The 20,920-nt window shown below is 49.4% G+C and carries 22 protein-coding genes and 1 tRNA gene; 11 read left to right on the top strand and 12 right to left on the bottom strand.

Annotated features, from left to right (window positions below; genetic code table 11):
• Window positions 1–11: 11 nt before the first annotated feature.
• Genes I2B62_RS05200 through I2B62_RS05190 form a run of 3 tightly spaced genes read right to left on the bottom strand, consistent with a single transcriptional unit; the run spans window position 12 to window position 1,568 of the window.
• Window positions 12–695 carry a response regulator transcription factor gene (locus tag I2B62_RS05200; protein WP_195267891.1) on the bottom strand — a complete coding sequence of 228 codons (684 nt, stop codon included), beginning with the start codon at window positions 693–695 and terminating at the stop codon, window positions 12–14.
• Window positions 696–709: 14 nt separating this feature from the next.
• Window positions 710–1,225: a Gx transporter family protein gene (locus tag I2B62_RS05195; protein ID WP_195267890.1), complete on the bottom strand. Its 516-nt coding sequence runs from the start codon at window positions 1,223–1,225 to the stop codon at window positions 710–712.
• Between the two features lies 1 nt (window position 1,226).
• Entirely contained in the window at window positions 1,227–1,568 is a 342-nt protein-coding gene (locus I2B62_RS05190) for a NusG domain II-containing protein (protein WP_195267889.1), read from the bottom strand.
• Window positions 1,569–1,677: 109 nt separating this feature from the next.
• Here I2B62_RS05190 and I2B62_RS05185 point away from each other — a divergent pair, with 109 nt between their 5' ends.
• Complete coding sequence (locus I2B62_RS05185) at window positions 1,678–2,055, top strand: hypothetical protein (RefSeq protein WP_195267888.1); 378 nt, start codon at window positions 1,678–1,680, stop codon at window positions 2,053–2,055.
• Window positions 2,056–2,188: 133 nt separating this feature from the next.
• Here the strand turns inward: I2B62_RS05185 and I2B62_RS05180 are convergent.
• A tRNA-Leu gene (locus tag I2B62_RS05180) sits at window positions 2,189–2,274 on the bottom strand.
• Between the two features lie 256 nt (window positions 2,275–2,530).
• Between I2B62_RS05180 and I2B62_RS05175 the strand changes: the two genes are divergently transcribed.
• Window positions 2,531–4,174, top strand: a complete 1,644-nt coding sequence (locus I2B62_RS05175; protein ID WP_195267887.1) for an SWIM zinc finger family protein — start codon at window positions 2,531–2,533, stop codon at window positions 4,172–4,174.
• A 57-nt stretch (window positions 4,175–4,231) separates the two neighbouring features.
• On the opposite strand, the gene I2B62_RS05170 is transcribed toward I2B62_RS05175, so the two are convergent.
• The gene (locus I2B62_RS05170; protein WP_195267886.1) at window positions 4,232–5,059 is read right to left on the bottom strand and encodes an EFR1 family ferrodoxin; all 828 of its coding nucleotides are present in this window, start codon (window positions 5,057–5,059) and stop codon (window positions 4,232–4,234) included.
• 372 nt (window positions 5,060–5,431) lie between these two features.
• Here I2B62_RS05170 and I2B62_RS05165 point away from each other — a divergent pair, with 372 nt between their 5' ends.
• Window positions 5,432–5,857 carry a DUF3795 domain-containing protein gene (locus I2B62_RS05165; RefSeq protein ID WP_195267885.1) on the top strand — a complete coding sequence of 142 codons (426 nt, stop codon included), beginning with the start codon at window positions 5,432–5,434 and terminating at the stop codon, window positions 5,855–5,857.
• A 65-nt stretch (window positions 5,858–5,922) separates the two neighbouring features.
• Here I2B62_RS05165 and I2B62_RS05160 read toward each other — a convergent pair whose 3' ends face one another.
• Entirely contained in the window at window positions 5,923–6,144 is a 222-nt protein-coding gene (locus I2B62_RS05160; protein WP_195267884.1) for a hypothetical protein, read from the bottom strand.
• A 163-nt stretch (window positions 6,145–6,307) separates the two neighbouring features.
• Between I2B62_RS05160 and I2B62_RS05155 the strand changes: the two genes are divergently transcribed.
• Window positions 6,308–6,739, top strand: a complete 432-nt coding sequence (locus I2B62_RS05155; protein ID WP_195267883.1) for a VOC family protein — start codon at window positions 6,308–6,310, stop codon at window positions 6,737–6,739.
• A gap of 39 nt (window positions 6,740–6,778) precedes the next feature.
• Here the strand turns inward: I2B62_RS05155 and I2B62_RS05150 are convergent, their stop codons facing one another.
• Window positions 6,779–7,900: an FUSC family protein gene (locus tag I2B62_RS05150; protein ID WP_195267882.1), complete on the bottom strand. Its 1,122-nt coding sequence runs from the start codon at window positions 7,898–7,900 to the stop codon at window positions 6,779–6,781.
• A gap of 161 nt (window positions 7,901–8,061) precedes the next feature.
• Between I2B62_RS05150 and I2B62_RS05145 the strand changes: the two genes are divergently transcribed.
• On the top strand, window positions 8,062–8,937 hold the full coding sequence (locus I2B62_RS05145) for a pyridoxamine kinase (protein ID WP_195267881.1): 876 nt from the start codon (window positions 8,062–8,064) through the stop codon (window positions 8,935–8,937).
• 77 nt (window positions 8,938–9,014) lie between these two features.
• On the opposite strand, the gene phnX is transcribed toward I2B62_RS05145, so the two are convergent.
• Genes phnX through I2B62_RS05120 form a run of 5 tightly spaced genes read right to left on the bottom strand, consistent with a single transcriptional unit; the run spans window position 9,015 to window position 14,359 of the window.
• Window positions 9,015–9,800, bottom strand: a complete 786-nt coding sequence (gene phnX / locus I2B62_RS05140) for a phosphonoacetaldehyde hydrolase (RefSeq protein ID WP_195267880.1) — start codon at window positions 9,798–9,800, stop codon at window positions 9,015–9,017.
• 12 nt (window positions 9,801–9,812) lie between these two features.
• A complete protein-coding gene (locus I2B62_RS05135; RefSeq protein ID WP_195267879.1) occupies window positions 9,813–10,904 on the bottom strand; it encodes a 2-aminoethylphosphonate--pyruvate transaminase in 1,092 nt (363 codons plus the stop codon).
• A gap of 29 nt (window positions 10,905–10,933) precedes the next feature.
• Window positions 10,934–11,932: an extracellular solute-binding protein gene (locus I2B62_RS05130; RefSeq protein ID WP_195267878.1), complete on the bottom strand. Its 999-nt coding sequence runs from the start codon at window positions 11,930–11,932 to the stop codon at window positions 10,934–10,936.
• Entirely contained in the window at window positions 11,932–13,614 is a 1,683-nt protein-coding gene (locus I2B62_RS05125; protein WP_243259409.1) for an ABC transporter permease subunit, read from the bottom strand. The genes I2B62_RS05130 and I2B62_RS05125 overlap by 1 nt, the downstream gene beginning before the upstream one ends.
• A complete protein-coding gene (locus tag I2B62_RS05120) occupies window positions 13,604–14,359 on the bottom strand; it encodes an ABC transporter ATP-binding protein (protein WP_195267877.1) in 756 nt (251 codons plus the stop codon). The genes I2B62_RS05125 and I2B62_RS05120 overlap by 11 nt, the downstream gene beginning before the upstream one ends.
• A gap of 209 nt (window positions 14,360–14,568) precedes the next feature.
• Here I2B62_RS05120 and I2B62_RS05115 point away from each other — a divergent pair, with 209 nt between their 5' ends.
• The 6 genes from I2B62_RS05115 to I2B62_RS05090 all read left to right on the top strand — a co-directional run bounded on the left by I2B62_RS05115 (window position 14,569) and on the right by I2B62_RS05090 (window position 20,809).
• On the top strand, window positions 14,569–16,203 hold the full coding sequence (locus tag I2B62_RS05115; RefSeq protein WP_195267876.1) for a YfhO family protein: 1,635 nt from the start codon (window positions 14,569–14,571) through the stop codon (window positions 16,201–16,203).
• Window positions 16,175–17,986: a phospholipid carrier-dependent glycosyltransferase gene (locus tag I2B62_RS05110; RefSeq protein WP_195267875.1), complete on the top strand. Its 1,812-nt coding sequence runs from the start codon at window positions 16,175–16,177 to the stop codon at window positions 17,984–17,986. Before I2B62_RS05115 ends, I2B62_RS05110 begins: the two co-directional genes overlap by 29 nt.
• Before the next feature lie 53 nt (window positions 17,987–18,039).
• Complete coding sequence (locus I2B62_RS05105; RefSeq protein ID WP_195267874.1) at window positions 18,040–18,588, top strand: phosphate-starvation-inducible PsiE family protein; 549 nt, start codon at window positions 18,040–18,042, stop codon at window positions 18,586–18,588.
• Entirely contained in the window at window positions 18,566–18,940 is a 375-nt protein-coding gene (locus I2B62_RS05100; RefSeq protein WP_195267873.1) for a RidA family protein, read from the top strand. The genes I2B62_RS05105 and I2B62_RS05100 overlap by 23 nt, the downstream gene beginning before the upstream one ends.
• Window positions 18,941–19,003: 63 nt before the next feature.
• Complete coding sequence (locus I2B62_RS05095) at window positions 19,004–19,942, top strand: cation diffusion facilitator family transporter (RefSeq protein WP_195267872.1); 939 nt, start codon at window positions 19,004–19,006, stop codon at window positions 19,940–19,942.
• Between the two features lie 102 nt (window positions 19,943–20,044).
• On the top strand, window positions 20,045–20,809 hold the full coding sequence (locus tag I2B62_RS05090) for a DeoR/GlpR family DNA-binding transcription regulator (protein ID WP_195267871.1): 765 nt from the start codon (window positions 20,045–20,047) through the stop codon (window positions 20,807–20,809).
• The last annotated feature ends 111 nt before the right edge of the window (window positions 20,810–20,920 follow it).

Below are 20,920 nucleotides of genomic sequence, written 5' to 3'. Positions count from 1 at the left end.
TAAAGATTGCCCTATTTCATTTTAAAACCGATGCCCCAGACCGTTTGGATATAAGCTTCATCGGGGTCAATTTTCGCCAGCTTCTGGCGGAGATTGCTGATATGCACGTTGATGGCGTTATCTTCGCCGAGGAATAGATCGTCCCAGACGGTTTCGTAGATAACATTTTTGGAAAAAACACGCTGTGGGTTCTGCATCAGAAGCTCTAAAATTTTATATTCCCTCTTTGTCAGTGACAGGGGCTGTCCATTCAGATAAACCTCGTAGGTGGAGGGATTAAGGGTGAGCCCCTTATAGGCCAGCGTTTTGCCTGAAGCGCCCGCATTTCCCGAATTACGGCGTAAAAGCGCCTCGATACGGGCCAGAAGCTCTTCATTGTTAAAGGGCTTGGTGATGTAGTCATCGGCGCCGCCCTTGAGCAGGTTGATCTTTGTAGAGGAATCGTCCTTTGCGGAAACGGCGATGACCAGGGTGTCCGAGGTTTGTCGCAGGCTTTTGAGGACCTCCTCGCCGCTCATTCCGGGGAGCATTAAGTCCAGAAGAATTAAATGATAGCTCTTTTTTTCAAGACACAAAAGGGCCTCGGTGCCGGAGTAGGCAGTATCCGCCCCATAGCCGCTGTGCGTCAGCAGATCCATGAGCATGTTACTGATGTTGACATCGTCCTCGACGATTAAAATATTGATGGATTCCATTTCGTTTGTCCTTTTTATTTAAATAGATTGATTTTCTTAAGCTGCCGGTACAGAAGGTCGGCCGCCACTCCCACCACAATCCCTGTCGGGACGGCGAGCAGCATGAGAAAGGGCAGGTAAGACCAGAACAGGTTTATGTTCTGCACCACCGCGGCCGCCACGATCAGCTGGCCCAGATTGTGGGAAACAGCGCCGAGTACACTGACGGTGATGAGGGACAGCTTTTTACCAGCGGTTTTCAGGAGCAGGGTCATTACTCCCAGGCTCAGGTAACCTCCGGCCAGAGCGTAGAGAATGGCACTCATGCTGCCAAATAAAAAGCCGGATAAAAAGATCCGCGCAGTAATAATGAGCACGGTCAGCGGAGCGCCCAGCGTTAACAGCGAAAGAAGCGTAACAATGTTGGGCAGTCCTACCTTTGCCCCGGGCACCGGCATGGGAATGGGCACCAGGGATTCCAGATAGCTGAGAATCAAAGCCAGGGCAGTGTACAGGGCAATGATGACCAGGCGGTGCGTTTTGTTTTCCATTTTAAGGCTCCTGTATGATTTCGAGAATCAGCCGGTGGGGCAGGCAGGCGATGGTTTCACCCGGAGCTTTGATGGCCGGGCTGTGCACACACACCTGGTTATCACAGTCTGCACTTTCGACTAGAGCGCTCTGGTCTTTAATGATAATGGTGTTGCTGCCAAGCGCAGTGGTGATGGTTTCGGTATGGTCCTGATCCAGCGGCAGGGTACGGATAACCTCGCCATTCTGGCTGACCCGGAGCAAAAGGCCGGAGCCTTTATTATTCATCAGGTGAAAGATGCCGAAAGCCACGAGGGCAATGGCCACGACCCCGGCGATAATGATCAGATCATGTTTTTTCATGTTTTTATCCTTTGGTTCATTCTAGACTCCATTTTAACGAAAAAAACAGTCTTGGTAAAGAGCAACTTTTTTGATATAATCACTTTTTAAGACGGGAGGCAAGAATTTTATGGAAAATTATGAGGATATCCGGCAGCTCGAGGTGACCACTGACGGCTATGTGGGAGAAGGCTATTCGGCCTGTATTGATTTTGAAACAGGTATGGCTTACTGGTCCACCAGCGCGCTTTTTTATCAGCAACCCAAATATCTGAAAACATTGGATAAAGAGGCTCTTGAAGCCTTTAGAGCAGGTGTGGAAACGGCAGGTGTGCTGGAATGGAAGAAAAAATACTATGACCTGAAATGTCTGGACGGGCCGATCTGGGAGATGCGGCTGATTTTTGAGGATTCTGAGAGACGGCTTGGCGGCACAGCGGCCTATCCTGAAAGCTGGAACACTTTTTGCGCCCTGCTCGCTGAAACGCTGGGAAAAGCTTTTAAGTAATGGAGAATGAAAGATTCTCCATTTTTTATTTGGGGAAAATCAGTTAATGAAAGGGAGAGGTGTAAGAGGAATGATGGGGACAAAAAATAAAAAAGCAGATGTTATTTTAACATCTGCCTGATCACCAATTAAATGGTGCGAGAAACGGGAGTCGAACCCGTACGTGCGTAGCACACACGCCTCTGAAACGTGCTTGTCTGCCAATTCCAACACTCTCGCACATCGCTCGTTTTCTTTGAGCGGCGACTCATTTCCTGAGTGCTTGTATATAATAACTTTTTTTGTCCGCTTTGTCAACACTAATTTTAAAATTTTTTAACTTTTTTTTCGAAAAAGCTTTTTTGCATAAAATAACATGATTTTTGTGCGTCTTAGCTTCAAAAATAAAGCGTTGTATTTGAAGAAAGTCAATTAGTAATTGTAAAGCAGAGCAAGCTGCGATAAAATAACCTTATAGCAAAAGGGGGAGATTATCATGAAAAAATGGGAAGATTCTTTTACAAGAGATATTTTAGATAGTGGCTATGACCTTTTTAAAAGCGACCAGGTTCTTGAAGCGGTGCGCTGTCATAACGGTTATGAGGCGGTCGTGCGGGATACCAAGGATTACCGGGTGGTGATCGAAACAGAATTTGGCGAGATTACTGCCATGCGTTGCGATTGTACCTTTGCGTCGGAGGGGGCGCCCTGCAAGCATATGGCAGCGGCCCTTTTTGCCCTTACAGAAAGTGTGGCGGACGATTTTAAGGACCCGTGGCAATATGAAAACACAGAGCTGTACGCCCTTGTGCAGGGAGCGCGGGAAAATGAGCTCAGAGATTTTATCTATGAGCTGGCCTGTGACGACAGGAACCTTTCAAACCGGCTTTGGCTGAGGTTTTTCAAGGGAGAGAGTATCGAGGAGCTTCGCCCGCTGGAGCGTTCTTTAAATGCGATTTGTAAAAAATACCTTGGCCTGGAACAGTTTATCCCTTATTGGGACGCCACGGACTTCTGTGATGAGATCGAGCAGTTTTACTCCGATAATCTGGAAGCCCTTATGGACAGAGAGCATTACGGGAGCGCTTTTGATTTCACCACCATGGTTTATACCAAGCTGTGCCAGCTCGAGATTGACGATTCGGAAGGCGATGTTGAATACCTTGCCGAGGAGTGCGCTGATGGCTGGATGAAAATACTGTCAAACATCGATGATGAGGCGGAGGAGCGCAGAATGCACCGGTGGTTTATGAATCATCTTGGCGGTGACACGCTTTACTATCTTGAGGATTATGTGTTTGACGTTTTTATAAAATGGAACTGGAGGCCTGTGCTGCTCACAGAGAGCATTAAAACAGTGGACTGGCTGATCCGGAACGCGACACCGGAGCGGCTTGAATACTGGCTTGAGACCTACGCGGTCTGCCGGGTCCAGCTGATGGAAATGCTGGAGCTGCCAAAGGAGGCCATCGAGGCCTATCAGGAAAAGTACTGGCACTTTTCAGGCATCCGGAACATGGCCATTTCCATGAAAATCCAGAACGGCGAAATGGATCTTGCGGTCAGGCTGATTAATGAAAGCATGGAAATGGATAAGGACGATCCTGATAAAATCAGTGAATACCAGCGCGTGCTGGTATGGCTTTATGAAAAACTGGGCAAACCCGAAGCGCTGAAAAAGGTGCTGGCGGACAGTCTGGTGGGGGAAGACTTCGTGAATCTGAAGGATTTCAATAAGCTGAAAGCCCTCTGTCAGGAGGAAGAATGGCGTGAGCTTCGGGAAGCCATTTTCAAGGGGATTGACTATGATCATAACCTGCGTGACCTGTATCAGGAGGAAGGGCTGAGCGAACGCCTTCTGGAAAGCATCCGCAGCCAGGGAGACCTCTCCGATCTGGCCTGTTATGAAGAAACATTGAAGGCAGGGTGCCCTGAGCGTACGCTGGAGCTCTATGCCGAGCTTTTAAAGGATATGGTGAAAAAGGCCACAAACCGGCGGAAATATCAGCAGATCGCGGATCATCTGAGAAAAATGCAGGATTATCCCGGAGGGCCTGAGAAGGTTCGTCTGCTGACCGCAGACTGGCGTCTCCGCTATGCCAAACGGCGCGCGCTCATTGAGGAGCTTGGAACACTATAACCAATTAAAAAAGTCATGACGCCACCCTTGAAAGGAACGCCATGGCTTTTTTGTTTTTTATAGAAACCATTCCGGTTCGGCCCGGCGCTTCAGCCCCTCCTCGAGCTCATGCTTGTGGTAGAGATAACCGGCGTCGTCATAGTAACGGGCATGAACCGGACATTTTTTGATACATGCGCCGCATTTTATGCAGATTCCGGTATAAATCCGTACATCGTCGTGGTCGATCGAGCCCATTGGGCAAACCTCAGCACAGAGCTTACAGTCCGTACAGGTGTCGTCTGTAAGCGGTTTTACCTTTCGGATATCCACCGGGTTACCCTTGCGGTCCCTTGGCTGGTAATATTCACGGTACGGGTTGGGGGTGCCTTTGATATGAAGCCGCGAGGTATCCTGAATATCGGTGACAGCCGCTGCCTTTTCGTAGGTTAAGCCGGCAAATTGACGGGCTTTTTCCATATCCCGTTCATCGGGCCGGCCGGATGCCAGTGTATCGGAAAAGGAATGCTCCCCGATAAAGGCTCCGGCTGTGAGAGGATAAAAGCCATCCTTTTCAAGAATATCGCGGAGCTCAATGAGGGCATCGTCGTAGTCGCGGTTGCCATAGAGTACCAGCGGGACGGCCATGGCTCCGTTACCCTCCAGGGTCAGCAGGTATTTCAGCAGCACGTTGGGCACACGGCCCGCGTAGACAGGCGTGCCAAATACGACCAGATCATCAGGCTCAAAGCTTTTGGGAGCTTTTCTTTCCTCGGGCAGTGTAAAGTCAAAAGACTCATAGGCTACTCCGAGCTTCTGTGAAAGCGTGGCGGCGACCTGCGTTACCAGCTTCTGGGTGGTTCCCGTAGCGCTGAAATAGACAGCCCATACTCGATTGATTTTCATTTTTTTCTCCCTTGCGTAAAAGAGTGGTCTTAATGCCTTAACTATATCAGAGGGTGTGATGGTTTTCAAGGGGGGAGTTGAAAAAATACGAGATGCGCAAAACGGCGTATCTGCGCCGCAGGTTATCCACAGATCAGAGCTGTTGTGAAAGCTGCCCGGACACACAGATATTTATGACAGCACATTCCCATAAAGAGACAGAACCTCAAGTATTTGAACTTTTAAAAAATCTGGGAACCCTATGGAATTTTTGACGAGTATATTAAGTGCGGAGCCGAATATAAAAAGAGTTCTGCTGTTTTCATTACAGCCAGCGGATGTTATAATACAGGTAAGCTCAATTAACGATTGAAGGTGAAAGGAGCAGTACCTATGAAAATGCCAAATGAGATTGATCCTGCCATGTTTGCCCCGTGCGGAATGAACTGCATGGTCTGCTACAAGCACTGTTACCATAAAAAGCCCTGTGCGGGCTGCCTGAACGGTGATAAAGGAAAGCCTGAGCACTGCCGGAAGTGCCGGATCAAGGCGTGCGCTCTGGAAAAGGGGGGTCAGTACTGCTTTGAATGCGAAGCGTATCCCTGTAAGCCTGTTAAGTCCCTTGAAAAAAGCTACAATACCCGTTACCATGCCAGCCTGATAAAAAACAGCCGTGTGGTTAAGGGGTCAGGTCTGAAGGTATTTATGGCACAGCAGAGGCAGCGCTTTACCTGTCCGGACTGCGGCGGCGTCATATCACTACACGACGCCGAATGCAGCGAATGCGGGCGAAAGACCGAAGAACCGGACTGGACATAAAATGAAAAAACGGACGATCCGGCAATGGGAACAGTCCGTTTGAAGATCAACCTGCAGCATACGCGTCAGCTGGGTTTGCCTGTAAAGGGATTTCGACCTTTGACAAAGCAGAAAATAATGTGGATCATGCCCAAAACAATGCCGGCAATGGCAATGCCCTCGGCAAAACCAAGCCAGAAATCAGGCAGCAGCCAGCTTAAAAATAAGGACAGGGTAAAACACAGCAGCCCTACCAGGTACAAGGCCATCACAAAAGAACAATACCCCTTTTTTTCAAAAAACTTCATCCAAAAATCCCTTCCTTTCCAGCGTTCCTTCTACTAAATATTATTATAGCATAGGGCCGCTCAAAAGTCTAAAGCGATTTCATCGGGATATTTTGGGTATTTTAACCAATAATAAATACGTGATATAATCAATCCAATTAAAAAAAGTAAAGGAGATCAAGTGATGACAGGTGTAGAAATTGATATGGTGGTAAATGACAGTCTGAAGGCCCTGGAGGTGTATGAAAAAATATTTGAGGTCAAGCGTATAGAAGTGACTGATTACCCGAAGGGAAGCAATGAAGCAGTCTTTACCATTTATGAAACCCGTTTCCACATGCTGGATGAAAACCCGGAGTACCAGCTGGCTGCGCCACAGCCGGGCCAGCCCCAGTCCATCTGGTATAATGTTCTGGTGCCGGATATTCTCGCAACCTATGAAAAGGCCATGGCGGCAGGATGTACCCCGATCCAGCCCATTACCGAAATGCCTGAAATGGGCGCTTCCAACGCCATGTTCGCCGATGCCTTCGGCTATGTCTGGATGCTCCATCAGATTCACCGGGAAGTCCGCTTTGAAGACCGGTGCAAAGCCATGGAGGAAATGCACAAATAAGCAGAATTTAACGGAAAGCAGCCGGGACCCGGCCGATTTTCAGGTTTGGAGATCGGCTTTTTTGTTGGCAAAAATGAACCGGCTGCCAATGACGGCAATGACAGAGGCCAGAAGCACATAGGCCAGGCGAAGTTCAAAAACCTCGGACTGTTTCATGAACAGAGTGCTGAGGGCAATGGCGTAGCAGGTCATATAGGTGGCGCGGAACAGGTAGTTGTTTACCGCATAGCCCAGGAAGGTGCCGATGGAGAGAATGATCATGTGTCCGGTAAAGCCGGTAACATAGTGGAGCAGAATGGCGGATATGAAAACTCCGGCGATGTTGCCCCCCACACGCTGTTTGATCTTGACCATGCTGTCCTCATAAAAATTGAGAGTCATGATAAAAACATTGAGGGGCAGCCAGTAGCCCTTTGGAATATTAAAGACCCGTTCCAGGAAAAAGCTGAAGGTGACCAGCAGAGAAATCCGGATGGCAAAGCGGGTAAGGCGGAAATCAAAGGTACCAGATTGGAGGGGCTCCGAAGGGTCCCAGAACAGATGAAAGCGCAGCATGGCCGCCAGGTTTTTAAAGGACCGCGAAACGCCTTTCAGAAAGTCCAGGGTTTTGCCGCCAAGACGGACAAAAGGATTGAAAATCTTCAGGTCAAGCTTAAAGCCTGTCTTTCTGCGTGTCACAAAATACATGATGACAAGCCCCAGAGTGGCGATGACGCTGGAGACGGCGATGGACATAAAGCGCAGCCTGAGCTCGGGCAGAGTGGTGGAAAAGCTCTGGTACAGCACAAGCCCGAAGCCGTAGCTGTAGTAAGCCTTTGAGGTATCGGAATCGGTGAGAAGAAAGACCATGAGATAGGTGGTGACAAAGTCCACACTCACGCAGAGCCAGACGTTCATGCTGGCCAGGTGGGCGGCCACGGCTAGCAAAAGGTTGATGAGCATCACGCTGTAGGGGTGCCAGCGCTCCGGCGAAAAATCCTTGAGACGGTTGAAAATAATGGTGAGTGGAACAGCGATGACCGCGTTCTTATAGCCAAATAAAGCCATGTTCATAAAAAAGAGCAGCAGACAGAGCGTGGTGGCCGGAATGGATTTCTTAGTGCCCTTCCAGGCAGACTGGCCCAAGTGCTTAAGGTTCAGGCGTTTTATTTTTTCACTCATTGGCAGGCTTCCTTTCATCATCATCGCTACCATAGTTTTTACCCAAAAAGGGAATTTTATTCGATTTATGTGCGTTAAACAGGCGGAATTGTGGTACAATATTTAACGGCCCCTTTTTATGGGAATCCAAGCATCATTGATTGTAAAAGGAGATATTGAACATGCAAAATACAAACGATATTCCAAAAGGCCCCTTACAGCGGGTGGCCGCGATTCACGATATATCCGGCTTTGGGAAATGCTCCATGACCGTTGTGCTGCCGATTTTATCCGCAGCAGGTATCGAGGTGGTCTGTATGCCCACCGCAGTGCTGTCCACCCATACCGGCGGCTTTGAAGGCTTTACCTACCGTGACCTCACCTCAGATCTTCCGGCGATTACCGAGCACTGGAAGTCTCTGGACCTGCACTTTTCATCGATCTACAGCGGTTTTTTGGGCTCACCGGAGCAGGTGGACATTGTATCCCATTTTATTGATACCTTTAATTCTGACAGCACACTGGTCTATGTGGACCCGGTAATGGCTGATGAAGGCCAGCTTTACAGTGTGTTTGACGACCATATGGTAGATAAAATGCGTGAGCTGTGTGAAAAGGCCGACCTGCTGCTGCCAAACATTACCGAAGCCTGTTTTCTGCTGAAACAGCCCTATCATCCTGGCCCGTATACCAGGGACTATATTGAAAAGCTTGTGCGCGATTTATCCGCCATGGGGCCGGAAAAGGTTGTGCTGACCGGTGTGTATTTCGACGATGAAAAGCTGGGCGCCGCCTGCTATGACCGCGCAGAGGACAAGGTGGCGTACGCCTTCTCTGAAAAAATACCCGGACAGTTCCATGGAACCGGCGATATTTTCGGCAGCTTCTGTCTGGCGGCTCTGCTGAACGGCGAGTCACTTCTGGATGCCACACAGTTTGCTGTCGATCTGACCACGGCCTGTATTCTCAGAACGGTTGCCCGCGAAACCGAACGCCGCGAGGGTGTGGATTTTGAAGGTGTGCTGCCGCAGATGATGAAACGGCTGGAGCTGCTCTAGGCAGCGGCGGAGATTAAAAAAGCAGGTGCGTCGTTTCGACGCACCTGCTTTTTGTATGGCGCATAGCGCTGCTTTGTTTATTTTTCATCGAGCGTTTTGATCAGGGGGATCAGCTCGCTCAGGTCCTGAATAACATAATCTGCGCCGGCATCTCTGAAGGTTTTGGTTACCCTGTTGATGGCGGCGGCCTTGTCGTCGTCACAGAGCTGGTTGAATTCATCCTCGGTCAGCCCCATCTCAGAGCTGCCGCATACTACGCCGATGGAGACCACACCGGCGTTTTTTCCCTCCAGAATATCGGAGACTGTATCGCCGATTTTTACAGCGTTATGGACAGAATGCACACCCAGGGTCTCCAGGTTTTTAAAGAGCATAAAGGGGTAGGGGCGGCCATAATTTTCCACAGCGTTAGGGCTGTACCAGCAGTCCGGCGCGTAACCCTTTGCGGCCGCGATGCGGGTAACCACAGCCATCATTTCATCGGTATAGCCAGTGGTTGAGCCAATCTTGAGGCCCAGGCCGCGCAGTTCTGCCACAATATCCAGCACATGGGGCTTGGGATCGGCAAACTGGTCCAGAATACTCATGAGCTTTTCCTCAAACTGGGCGTACATGGCGTCAATATCCTCTTCGGTGTAGCTACGTCCGTACTTTTCCTGCCAGAGGCTGCTGATCCGCAGCATATCCATCATGGTGCGGATATGGTCGCGTTTGAGCATACCCATGGGCTTTCGGGTTTCCTCTATGGTAGGCTCGATGCCGAAGCCTTTAAAAACCTCCATAAATGCCTGTACCGGGGCAAAACATCCGTAATCGATCGTGGTACCGGCCCAGTCAAAAATAACAGCTTCAATCTTTTTCATCATCATGGCCTCCTAAGCGCTCTGTTTTAAATAATCATAAAAGATATTATAGAGATTTTCAATATCTTCTTGATATATTTCTCCGATATTGCCCATGCGGAAGGTGTCCACCCTGGTCAGCTTGCCGGGATAGATGGCATAACCGCGGGCCTTGACAAAGTTATACATGTCGGTAAAATCAAAGCCCTGCTGTGGGTAGAGGAAGGTGGTGATAATGGGCGAGCGGTAGGGTTCGTCAATATAGGCATGGATTCCCAGCTCCGCCATTTTTTCGACTAAAAGCTTATTATTGGAGGCATAACGCTGATAACGGGCTTCGACGCCGCCGCGCTCCTCCAGCTCATCCAGAGCCTTGGAAAAGGCCAGGACCGTATGTGTAGGGGAGGTGAAGCGCCATTTTCCATCCCTGTTCATGGTTTCCCACTGGTCGTAAATATCCAGTGACAGACTTCGTGCCTTGCCCTTCGAAGCCTGAAGGGCAGCGGTGCGGGCAATGATAAAGGAAAAACCCGGTACGCCCTGGATACATTTGTTGGCACTGCTGATCATAAAATCGATGTGGTGCTCCTCAACCGGGATGTCGATGCCGCCAAAGCTGCTCATGGCATCGACAATATAGGTTTTGCCAAACTGCGCGCAGAGTTCGCCGATGGCGTGAATGTCGTTGAGAATGCCCGTAGTGGTTTCACAGTGAACCATGGCCACATGGGTAATGTCCGGGTTTTCCTCCAGAAGGGAACGTACTTTAGCAGCATCGGGGATCTTATCGTACGCTTCGTTATAGGCTAGGCTCTTGAGACGGTGATAGCTGGCAATGTCCAGCATACGCTCGCCATAGGCGCCGTTTGTGATGAACAGCACCTTATCCTCATCGCCGATTACACTCGAAAGCACGGCTTCAACGCCAAAGGTGCCGCTTCCCTGCATGAGAATGGCAGTGTGGGTATCCTCGCCGACGTGGGCGATTTTTAGCAGCTGCGCCCGGATTCTCTGGGTGATGGCTTTATACTCATTATCCCAGGTGCAGTGGTCAAAAAGCATTTCGGCCTTTACCGCATCACTGGTTGTCAGGGGGCCGGGGGTCAATAATTTATATTTTTCCATTAATTTTTTATTCTCCTTATATTTTTTGATTATTTATTCAGCTTACACGCCACTGAAAACTCCTGATGCCTTTGTAAAAGATCCACGGTCAGAGCTTCCGGGAAAATCCTGGGATTTTTAGTGCACAGGACGGGATCGGCGGTTTCTCCGGGATACAAGGGCAGCGGGTAGGTGTTGAGCAGCTCGGTTCGGGCATTTTTCACAATACACTCTGCCATCTCCATGGCTTTGGCGTTGGACTGATTGCCTTTATTGATAACGGCAATGGATTCAGTCAAAGAATAGCTGCCTTCGGACGGATCGATGTAGTCGATGGGAAGGCCCTCGTTTTTAGCGGCTACAGCCTGATGGCGCAGGCCGAAGGCCAGGGCAACCTCGCCGGCCTTTACCTTTTTAAAGGGGCCGGAACCGGAGCTTTCCATATGCGGGCCGGCATTTCGGATAATTCCGGTCATGATTTCCGCGCCCTGCGTTTCGCCGTAAGCGCCGATGACCGCCTGTACCAGCAGCCAGCCAGTTGAGGAACCCTCGATATCCGGAATGGATATCTGTCCCGCGTATTGTGGATTGGCCAGGTCCTTAATGGAGGCAGGCGCTGGCAGGTTTTGCGCTTTCATCACCTCGGTGTTGACCATGATGGCCCCTTCCTGGGCTGTAATGGGCGAGGAATAGGCGGGCGAATCACCACTCAGGGTGGTGTGGTCAAAGCTCAGGTCAGAAAATATTCCAGATTCCTTCTGGGCGGTATCCAGATAATAAGTGCTCATGGTCACCAGGTCGGCTTCAATTTTGGCGCCTTCGGCCATCATCCGTCCGCCTAGTTCAGAGGTGGCAAAGCTCTGGATAATGTACTGCCCTTCGTAGCCCCCAGTAGTCAGCGCGTTTTCCATGGCGGTCAGGGCTTCGTCATCGGCATTGGAGTAGATAACGACCCGGTTGTCTGCGCTGGCGGTGCTGCATCCCGCGGCGGTTAGGGCTGTGGCGGCAATGAGCAGCCCTGCAGTGAGTGCTTTTACGAGTTTATTCATCAGGCGGCCTTCCTTTCTGTTTTTTTTGATAAGGCTTTTAGAATCATCTTGACAGCCAGGTTGGTGGCAAGGATGAGCAGGGATAAAACAAAAATCTGCTCAAAATCGCCAAAGTGCTGAAGCTGTTTGATTTTGGTGGTGACAACCATGGTGCGGGCCCCCACAATAAAAATGACAGCGGAAATGGTGACCATGGCATTGATAAAGTAATAGCTGAACATTTCAAAAACCGTGGACCAGGAGTTGGGGATCACAACTCTGAAAATGGTTTTTGTCCAGCTGTCGCCCATGAGCATGCCCGTGGTTTCCCAGGAGGCGTTCATCTTGGACAAAGAATTTTTGATCATCAGGTAGGGGGTCGAGAAATAATGGATAATGTTGCAGATGATCAAAATAATAAAGGTACACTGAAGGCTGGTGCCGGAAAAAGCCAGCAGAAAGGCGATGCCGAGCACCATACCCGGTACGGTGTTGGTGGTCTGGACCAGGCCGTCAATGGCGGCTTTGGAGGGCTTGCCCATCTTGCTGCGGGCTGTGACCAGCGCACTCAGGTAAGCGACGGCTGTTCCCAGCACGGCTGTAAGGGCCGCCACCCATATCGAATTGAGATACACACCGGCCAGCTGGCCGCCAAACAGAGTTTCTTTGATATTATCCAGCGAAAAGCCAAGCTCATAGGGCCAGCTTTGAACAAAGGGAACAATAAAAATAACCGCGAAGATGGACAGAATGCCGATCATGACCAGAGCGGAGAGAATGCTGAACAGTCCGTCGCGCCCTTTGTTTTTTGTGAGCTCGATCTGCGAGATCTTATTGTACCGAAAATTGTATTTTTCCAGGTAGCGCAGCATCAGAATGCTGAAAACCGAAGGGATGAGCATCATCATGGCCACTACCGCGCCCTTGCTGAAATTGGGAATGGAGCCCAGCATCTGGTTGTACAGCGTGGTGGCGACCACCTTGTACTCGCCGCCGACCGAGGCAGGAATCCCAAAGTCCGTAAAGCTCAGGAAAAAAGCCTGAATAAAAGAAGCCCCCAGGGTGGCGATCAGCGGTTTAAAGGTCGTGGTGAAAAAAGTTTTAAAGCGATTGTCCCCGAGCACACGGGATACCACAGAAAACTTCTTGTCAATGTACTTAAATGTATTGTTGATGAGCATAAAGGCAATGGGCACTGTATAGATCACATAGCCCAGCAACAGTCCGTTAAACCCGTAAATTTCAAAGGGCTGAAAGCCCAGCAGCTTGGTGATAAGGCCCTGCTTGCCAAAGGAATAGATGATGGCAAAGCCGTAGGTAATGGTGGGCAGGAGCATGGGCAGCACAGCCACGCTGGAGACAGCGCTCTTATACCAGCCGGGTACGTTGGTGCTGTTGACCGTATAGGCCAGCATAAAGGCAATGACGGTGGTGACCAGCGCGCTGACGCATGCGATGACAAAGCTGTTGAGCAGAGCGTTTAAAAAACCAGCGCTGGTTAAAACAGCGGCGTAGTTGGCTAGGCTGAGACGGCCGTCTGCATTGAAGGATTTGATGAGCAGCAGTACCAGCGGAGTGATAAGAAATACCGCAAAGATGACAATGATGATCCAGAAAATAACCTTCAGCTCCAGAGGGGTGCCGGTGTTCGCCCGGCTTCTCAGCCGTGGACGGGCCTTTTCTCCGGCGGAATTACTGGGCATAGCATTCTCCGAATAACGAAAAGATATTGTTGCGTTTGATGATGAGCTGATTCAGAATAAACTCCTGAACAAAGCTGTTGCCAGGGCGGGTGATGATTTCCTGAGGCTCAGCATACTGTGAAATTATACCGCCGTTTAAAATGAGCACCCGGTCCGATAAGGTAAGGGCTTCTTCAGGGTCGTGTGTTACAATGATCGTTGTCAGATCAAATTCCTTGGCAACGGTTTTGATCCGGTCCTTGATAGATTCCTTGATCACGCCGTCAAGGGCGCTCAGCGGTTCGTCTAACAGCAATACCTTTGGCTTCATTACCAGGGTGCGGGCCAGAGCGACACGCTGCTTCTGACCGCCTGAAAGCTGATCGACAGGCTTGTCCAGGTGTGGCTTTAAATCCAGAAGGCCGATGAGTTCATCCACCTCATCCTGGGTGGAAATCCCCGGCTTGTTTTTGAGGCCGTAGACGATATTATTGTAGGCGTTCAGATTTGGGAAAAGGGCATAGTCCTGAAAAACAATGTTGAAATCGCGCTGTTCCATAGGCACGCGGGTAATATCCTCGCCGTCGTATAAAAGCTGTCCTTCATCAATATCGGTGATGCCGAGGATCAGATTGAGCAGTGTGGTTTTGCCGCCGCCGGATGGGCCTAAAATGGAAACAATTTCGCCCTTTCCGATGTCCAGGGTGATACCTTTCAAAATTTCTACGCCGTCATAGGCCTTTTTTACATTTCTTAAACTTAACATGTGTTATACTCCTTTGTATTTTAGTTGAGATAAATAGCGGATTGAAAAACAGGGCTCTTTTAAAAGCCTAGGCGTATTTTAAATCTAAAAATCGTTCAATTCAATAGACTTAACAAAGAGTTAACGGAATTTAACCGAAGCTTTACACAATCATTGATTTTACAAACAGCGGCCCGATTGGTATAATATTAAAAGAATGAGAGAAAAGAATGGAATCTAAAAAAACCGCTATGAAAAATAAACAAACTATTTGGTGGAGCATCCCTTTTCTGGCTGCTCTGGCGGTGGTCTTACCACTGTGTCTAAAGGAGGGGATTCCCTTTGGAAATGATGCGAGCTTCCATCTTTCCAGAATTGTTTCCATCGCGGAGGGGCTTAAAAACGGTGTTTTTTTACCAGGGGTCTATGCCGATTACTTTAACGGCTATGGTTACGGCAATGGGCTTTTTTACCCGGATTTGTTTTTGTATATTCCAGCCCTGCTGATGCTTTCAGGCATACCATCTATCACAGCCTATAAAATTTTTTTGGTAATACTCACAGGCGCCATGGCCTGCACCATGTATTTTTCGGTCAAAACAGTATGGCGCTCAGACTTTGCGGCATCGGTTTCCACGGTGCTGTATCTTCTGTGCTCTTTTCATACCACGGATTTGTACCAGCGGTCATCGGTGGGGGAGCTTCTGGCCTTCGTATTTCTGCCGCTGATTGTGGCCGGCTTCTGGGAGGTGGTTTACGGCGCTCCTGAAAAGTGGCCATTGCTGTTTGCCGGCTTTACCGGCCTGGTGCTGTCACATGTTCTGACCGCTGTGATGATGGGAGTGTTTTCCGCTGTTTTTCTGCTGTTTAGCTTACCGGCTCTGGTCCGTGAACGGCAGCGGCTGGCAGCGTTTGGAAAAGCAGTGCTCTGGAGTGTTATTCTAACCATGTTTTTTCTGCTTCCAATGCTGGAACAGATGCTGCTTAACCCCGTTTGGGGTGACACCGGATTGCTCGGCAGCATTTCGGACTGGGCTGTGCCATTTAAAGATTTGATTCTGGCAGTCCCTCAGAGCGTCGGGGAAAAATATGTCCCTCCGGCGGGTATCGGCCTGGCCCTGACCCTGCTGGTGACAGCCGGCTTGTTTGTTAACAGGTCAGACAAGCTGGTACGGCTGCTCTCGGTGTCCGGGCTGCTCTTGCTTTTCTGCGCTTCGGCGTACTTTCCCTGGCACCTGCTTGAGGGAGTCCTGTCAATCCTTCAGTTCCCGTGGCGGCTCTACTTGTTTATTTCGGTTTTCTGGTGTTTTGCCTCGGGCAGAATCGTTGAAGGAATCGCGGAGAAAAGAGAAAATCAAGCGGTCATCGCAGCGGTGACTGCGGGAATTATGCTGATTGGCTATTTTGTAAATGTTGCCTATACTTATAAAAATTATGCTGAAATGTTGGTCAACACCTATCCTGCTTTTGCGGCTGGATGCGAGTATCTTCCTGAGGATGTTACCTTGTCACATCTTCAGGAAGTACAAACAAATCCCCGGAACATTGCTAAACGCACTAATTATAATTTGTATAGCATGAATTTAGAGCGAAACGCTTCTTATGAACTGCCGCTTATTTATTATAGCGGTTATGAAGCAGTGCTAAACGGAGTGCGTGTCACGGTCAGTCGAAATTCAAATGGCATGGCAGAAGTAGCGGTTAATGAAACTGGAACCTTGATGGTCCAATACAAAGGGACTCTGCTCAGGCGTGTCAGTGAGACGGTCAGTCTCCTGGGCGTCATCGTCGGAACGGCCCTGCTTGTAAAAAACAGAAGAAAGGAAAATGATCAGAATGACAGAAAAGTTTTATCATCTGAGTAAAAAGGAAATCATTTTTCTGGTAGCGGTAATCCTGATTTACGGCGTTGTAGGCTACTGGAATCTGGGCTCCAGAGTTGAGCCCCAGACCTATTATGATATGGAGGAGGGGACACCTGCCGCAGAATTTGAGCTTCAAAAACAGCCGGTCTCCATCGCGCTGTATCCGACGGTCAATGATTCCTCAAAATATGTGGGCATCGAGATATTGTGCTCGAGCGACGGAGTAAACTGGACACAGGCCTTTGATACACGTGACGACGACACCGACTACACGGCCGCCATGATCTGGTACCACTATCCGTTGAAAACGGATGAGAGAACCCGCTACATCAAAATTAAAAAATTGGACACCGCCAACCGCTTAGTCTTAAGCGAGGTGGCCTTTTACGATGAAAAAGGGAACAGGCTGGCGGCAACGCCCCTTAACGAGGGCTCCGCGCAGCTTCTGGATGAACAGGACACTGTGCAGACCAGCTCAGACCGCCTGAACAGTGCATACTTTGATGAGAGCTATTTTCCATCTTCGGCGCTGGAGATGCAGGACGGACTAAGTGTGGCCGAAATGGACCACCCTCCGGTAGGCCGTCTGATCATTGGCCTGGGAATGGACCTTTTTGGCAGAACACCCTTTGGCTTCCGCTTTATGCAGGTACTTTTCGGCATCGCCATGCTGCCCCTGCTCTATTTCTTTGGTAAAGCTCTGTTCAAATCGCCCCTGTGGGCTGGTATCGCTACGCTGCTGCTGGCTTTTGACTTTTTACACTATGCCCAGACACGGATCGGGACCCTGGATGCCTTTCTCGTCTTTTTTATTCTGGCCATGTACGCCTTCTTGTACTTTTTCCACATCAGTACTGCCAAGCCTGCCCGGTACGTGTTTTTACTGCTCAGCGGGATTTTCACCGGCTTTGCCATTGGCACAAAATGGTCGGGCTGTTACGCGGCCCTTGGACTGGCGGTTCTGTATTTTTACTGGTTCATCCGTGATATGGTAAAAGGGGACAAAAGCGTCCGGCGTCAAAGACTGGGCGAGTCCTTTTTCTGCTGCCTGGCTTTTATTGCGATTCCTGTGACCATCTACACACTGTCCTATATTCCTTACGCAGGCACTATACCGGAAAAAGGCTTTTTCGAGGTGTTTTTCGGTCATCAGCAGCAGATGTTTGGCTATCATACCGGGGCGTCAACCCACTACCACCATCCCTATTCCTCCAAGTGGTATACCTGGCTTCTGGCTCTGAAGCCAGTATTTTACTATTATCAAAAAGCGCCGGAAACCATTTATCTTTACGCGACAGGCAACCCGATGGTCTGGGGAATCGGTCTTCTGGGTACGACCTTTGCGCTGGTGCACGGGATATGGAGGCGCCACTCTGCGGGCATCGTCATCGGGGTCGGGTACTTTTCCCAGATGATCCCCTGGCTTTTTATCACGCGGGATACCTTTTTGTACCACTACTTCCCCATGATTCCTTTCCTGATGCTGGGAGTGGGCTACCTGTTTAAGTACATGGGCTGTACACCCCAGGCAAAGCCCTGGAAAAAGGCGTACATCGAGCTGTTTATGGTGCTTGCCGTCTTTTCGTTTATCTGCGCTTTCCCGTTTATTTATGGTAGCCCTATGAAGTGGGAGACGGTGCTGTTTATGCGCCAGCTGTTCATGGTATTTGCCGGTGTGATGGGTGGCGCTCTGCTGCTGCTCATGGTCTATGACGGCTATCATCTGCGGCGCATAAAAAAAGAAACCAGTCTGCCGGATGAAAATAATGGAGATGTGCTTTAAGACCGGGCCTGATTATGTTATAATGCAGTGGGAACCATAAACAGGAGGAGACAATGCAACATAAAATTCAAAATAAGCTTTTGGGCTTTGTACGGATACTGGAGATTTTTATCGCCATCCTCATCGCCATTGCCATTATTATTTCAGCCCTTGCTCTGATTCCCGATCTTTGGCAGTTTATTGGAAATTATGGCGACTCGCAGGCCTTTAGGGTGTTTTTGGGCTATGCCTTTAACACGCTCATCGGGATTGAGTTTCTCAAAATGCTGATCAAGCATTCGACAGCGTCGGTTATAGAGGTTTTATTGTTTGCCATTGCCAGAGAATTGATCGTTGAGCACACCACGCCCTTCGAAAATTTATTGAGTATCATATCCATCGCCATCCTGTTCGCCATCCGGCGTTTTCTGTTTGTCACCACCTTTGACGACGGGGAATGCAAAGATGGCGTGTCCCAGGGTGGACTGATGTGGTTTAAGCACCGCTTTAAAAAGCGTGAGGCCCCGTCAAATGATAGCATTTTAGCGGTTTCTGAAGGTCCGGAAAACATTTTAAGTGACGACAAAGGAGAAAACAACCATGAAAACAAAAGTAGCAACTGATAAGGCTCCGGCGGCCCTTGGCCCATATTCACAGGCCCTGGTAGTGGACGGTACCCTGTACGCCTCAGGACAGCTGGGCATCGACCCGGCAACGGGTGAAATGCCGGAAGCCTTTGAGGCTCAGGCAAGGCAGGTGATGGTCAATATGGGCGCGGTTTTAAAAGAAGCGGGATACCGTTACGCCGATGTGGTCAAAACCACGATTTTTGTCGATGACCTTGCCAATTTTTCTGTGCTGAATGACATTTACGGCGAGTACTTTACAGAAAATCAGCCCGCCCGTTCCTGCGTACAGGCAGCCAGAATACCAAAGGATGCCAAGGTTGAGATCGAGTTTATCGCGGTAAAATGACGAATGGGAGAGCTGCTGCACAGGGTGCGGCGGCTCTTTTTTAACTGAGAAAGGAAGGAAGCTATGACCCGCTTACTGATACGCCTGTTTGTCAAAAACAGTGATAAGACCGCAGATCCGGATGTCCGTCAGGCCTATGGCATACTAAGCGGCAGCGTGGGCATTGCCTGCAATCTGCTGCTGTTTTTGGGAAAGATTATACTGGGCTTCATGACTGGCGCTATTTCCATTGTAGCCGACGCGGTCAACAATCTGTCCGATGCCGGTTCCTCCATCATCACACTACTGGGCTTTAAAATGGCAGGAAAGCCTGCTGACCACGGACACCCCTATGGGCACGGCCGCATCGAATACCTCAGCGCGCTTTTTATCTCCATTGCCATAATCCTTATGGGGTTTGAGCTGCTCAAATCATCTGTCGATCGGATTTTAAACCCGGCGGAGACTTCAGTAAGTCTTGTGGTCTTTGTTATTCTGGCCGCTTCGATTTTAGTGAAGCTCTGGATGTTCTTATTTAATCGGAGGCTTGGCCGAAGCATCAATTCCTCAGCCATGGAGGCCACCGCCTTGGATAGTATAAGTGACAGCCTGGCCACGCTGGTGGTGCTGATCGGTATGGCCATCAATTATTTTACCGGTTACGATCTGGACGGCTACATGGGCATGATCGTGGCCGCCTTTATTCTGGTAACCGGCATTAAATCCGCCAAGGATTCGGTCCAGCCCTTAATTGGAACGCCGCCGGATGAAGGCTTTGTCGAAAAAATTCATCGTATCGTCATGGCGCATCCAGAGATCAGAGGCGTGCACGAGCTGCTCATTCACGACTATGGCCCGGCCCACGCCGATGTCTCTCTTCATGTGGAAATGTCCAGCCAGCTGGACATGGTGACCGCCCATGATATTATTACCAGTATCGAGGATGAGCTTAAAAACCAGTGCCATTGCGATGTGACGATTCATATTGATCCGATTGAGGAGAATAAGACAAATGAACAATAGGCTCATCACCGTGGGAGACACGCCGTTTTGACATATCTGTTCTGGCGCCCTTGACTTTTAAAACAGCTTAAGCTATGCTTAACCAATAGAGGAGGGAGAACGTTGAAAAATCCACGATTGGAACAAATTGTTCAGCTATTGCAACAGCAGGGAACGGTTAGCGTTTCCCAGCTCAGCGAAATATTTCAGGTTACCACAAAGACCATCCGCAGAGATTTGGAGCTTTTGGAATCCGAAGGCGAGCTTCTGAGAACTCACGGAGGGGCACAGCTGGTCAAGGAGGATATCCTCAGAGAAAAGCCTCTGGAGCTTCGTCTGAATATTGAGGCAGATAAAAAGAAGCGGATGGGGTTAAAGGCCACAGAGCTTATCGAGCATGGCCAGAAGATTTTTATCGGCGCAGGCTCATCGCTTTATCATTTCACAGAGCATATTGACAATACCAAACGGCTTTATGTAGTGACCGACTCTGTCACGGTAGTCAACCAGCTCAACAGCCGCAGTGAGATTGGTATTTTTCTGGTGGGTGGAGAAATCACAAAGCATACCCTCAGTACCTCGGGTACCATTGCGGAAAACACATTGCGTGATTTTTATTTTGACCTGGCTTTTGTATCCGCCACAACAGTGGATGAGCAGGGAAACCTGTTTCACCGCGGCCCGGCCGAGTATGGCGTGTACCGCCAGCTGGCGGATCATTCCAAAAGACTTGTGGCGCTGATGGACTCCGGTAAGCTCTTTAAACGTGATTTCATCAATGTATCAACACTGCGGCCGGGCGATGTCCTGGTGACCGATTCGGAGGCCAATGAAGAAATGGTGAAGCATTACAATGAAATAGGTTTAACGGTTATGATCGCTGAATAGCCATTTGTTAAACCAGTATGGGAAAACACAGAATTTCCCATACTGGTTTTTTTAGTGCAAAAAATCTTAAGAAATGTTCAAAAAGGAAATACAAATCAAAAAAACCTTGAC

This window comes from Eubacterium sp. 1001713B170207_170306_E7, assembly GCF_015547515.1.
Taxonomy (GTDB): domain Bacteria; phylum Bacillota; class Clostridia; order Eubacteriales; family Eubacteriaceae; genus Eubacterium.
Note: the sequence above shows the minus strand (reverse complement) of the source record. Positions and strands in the feature narration are given on the sequence as shown.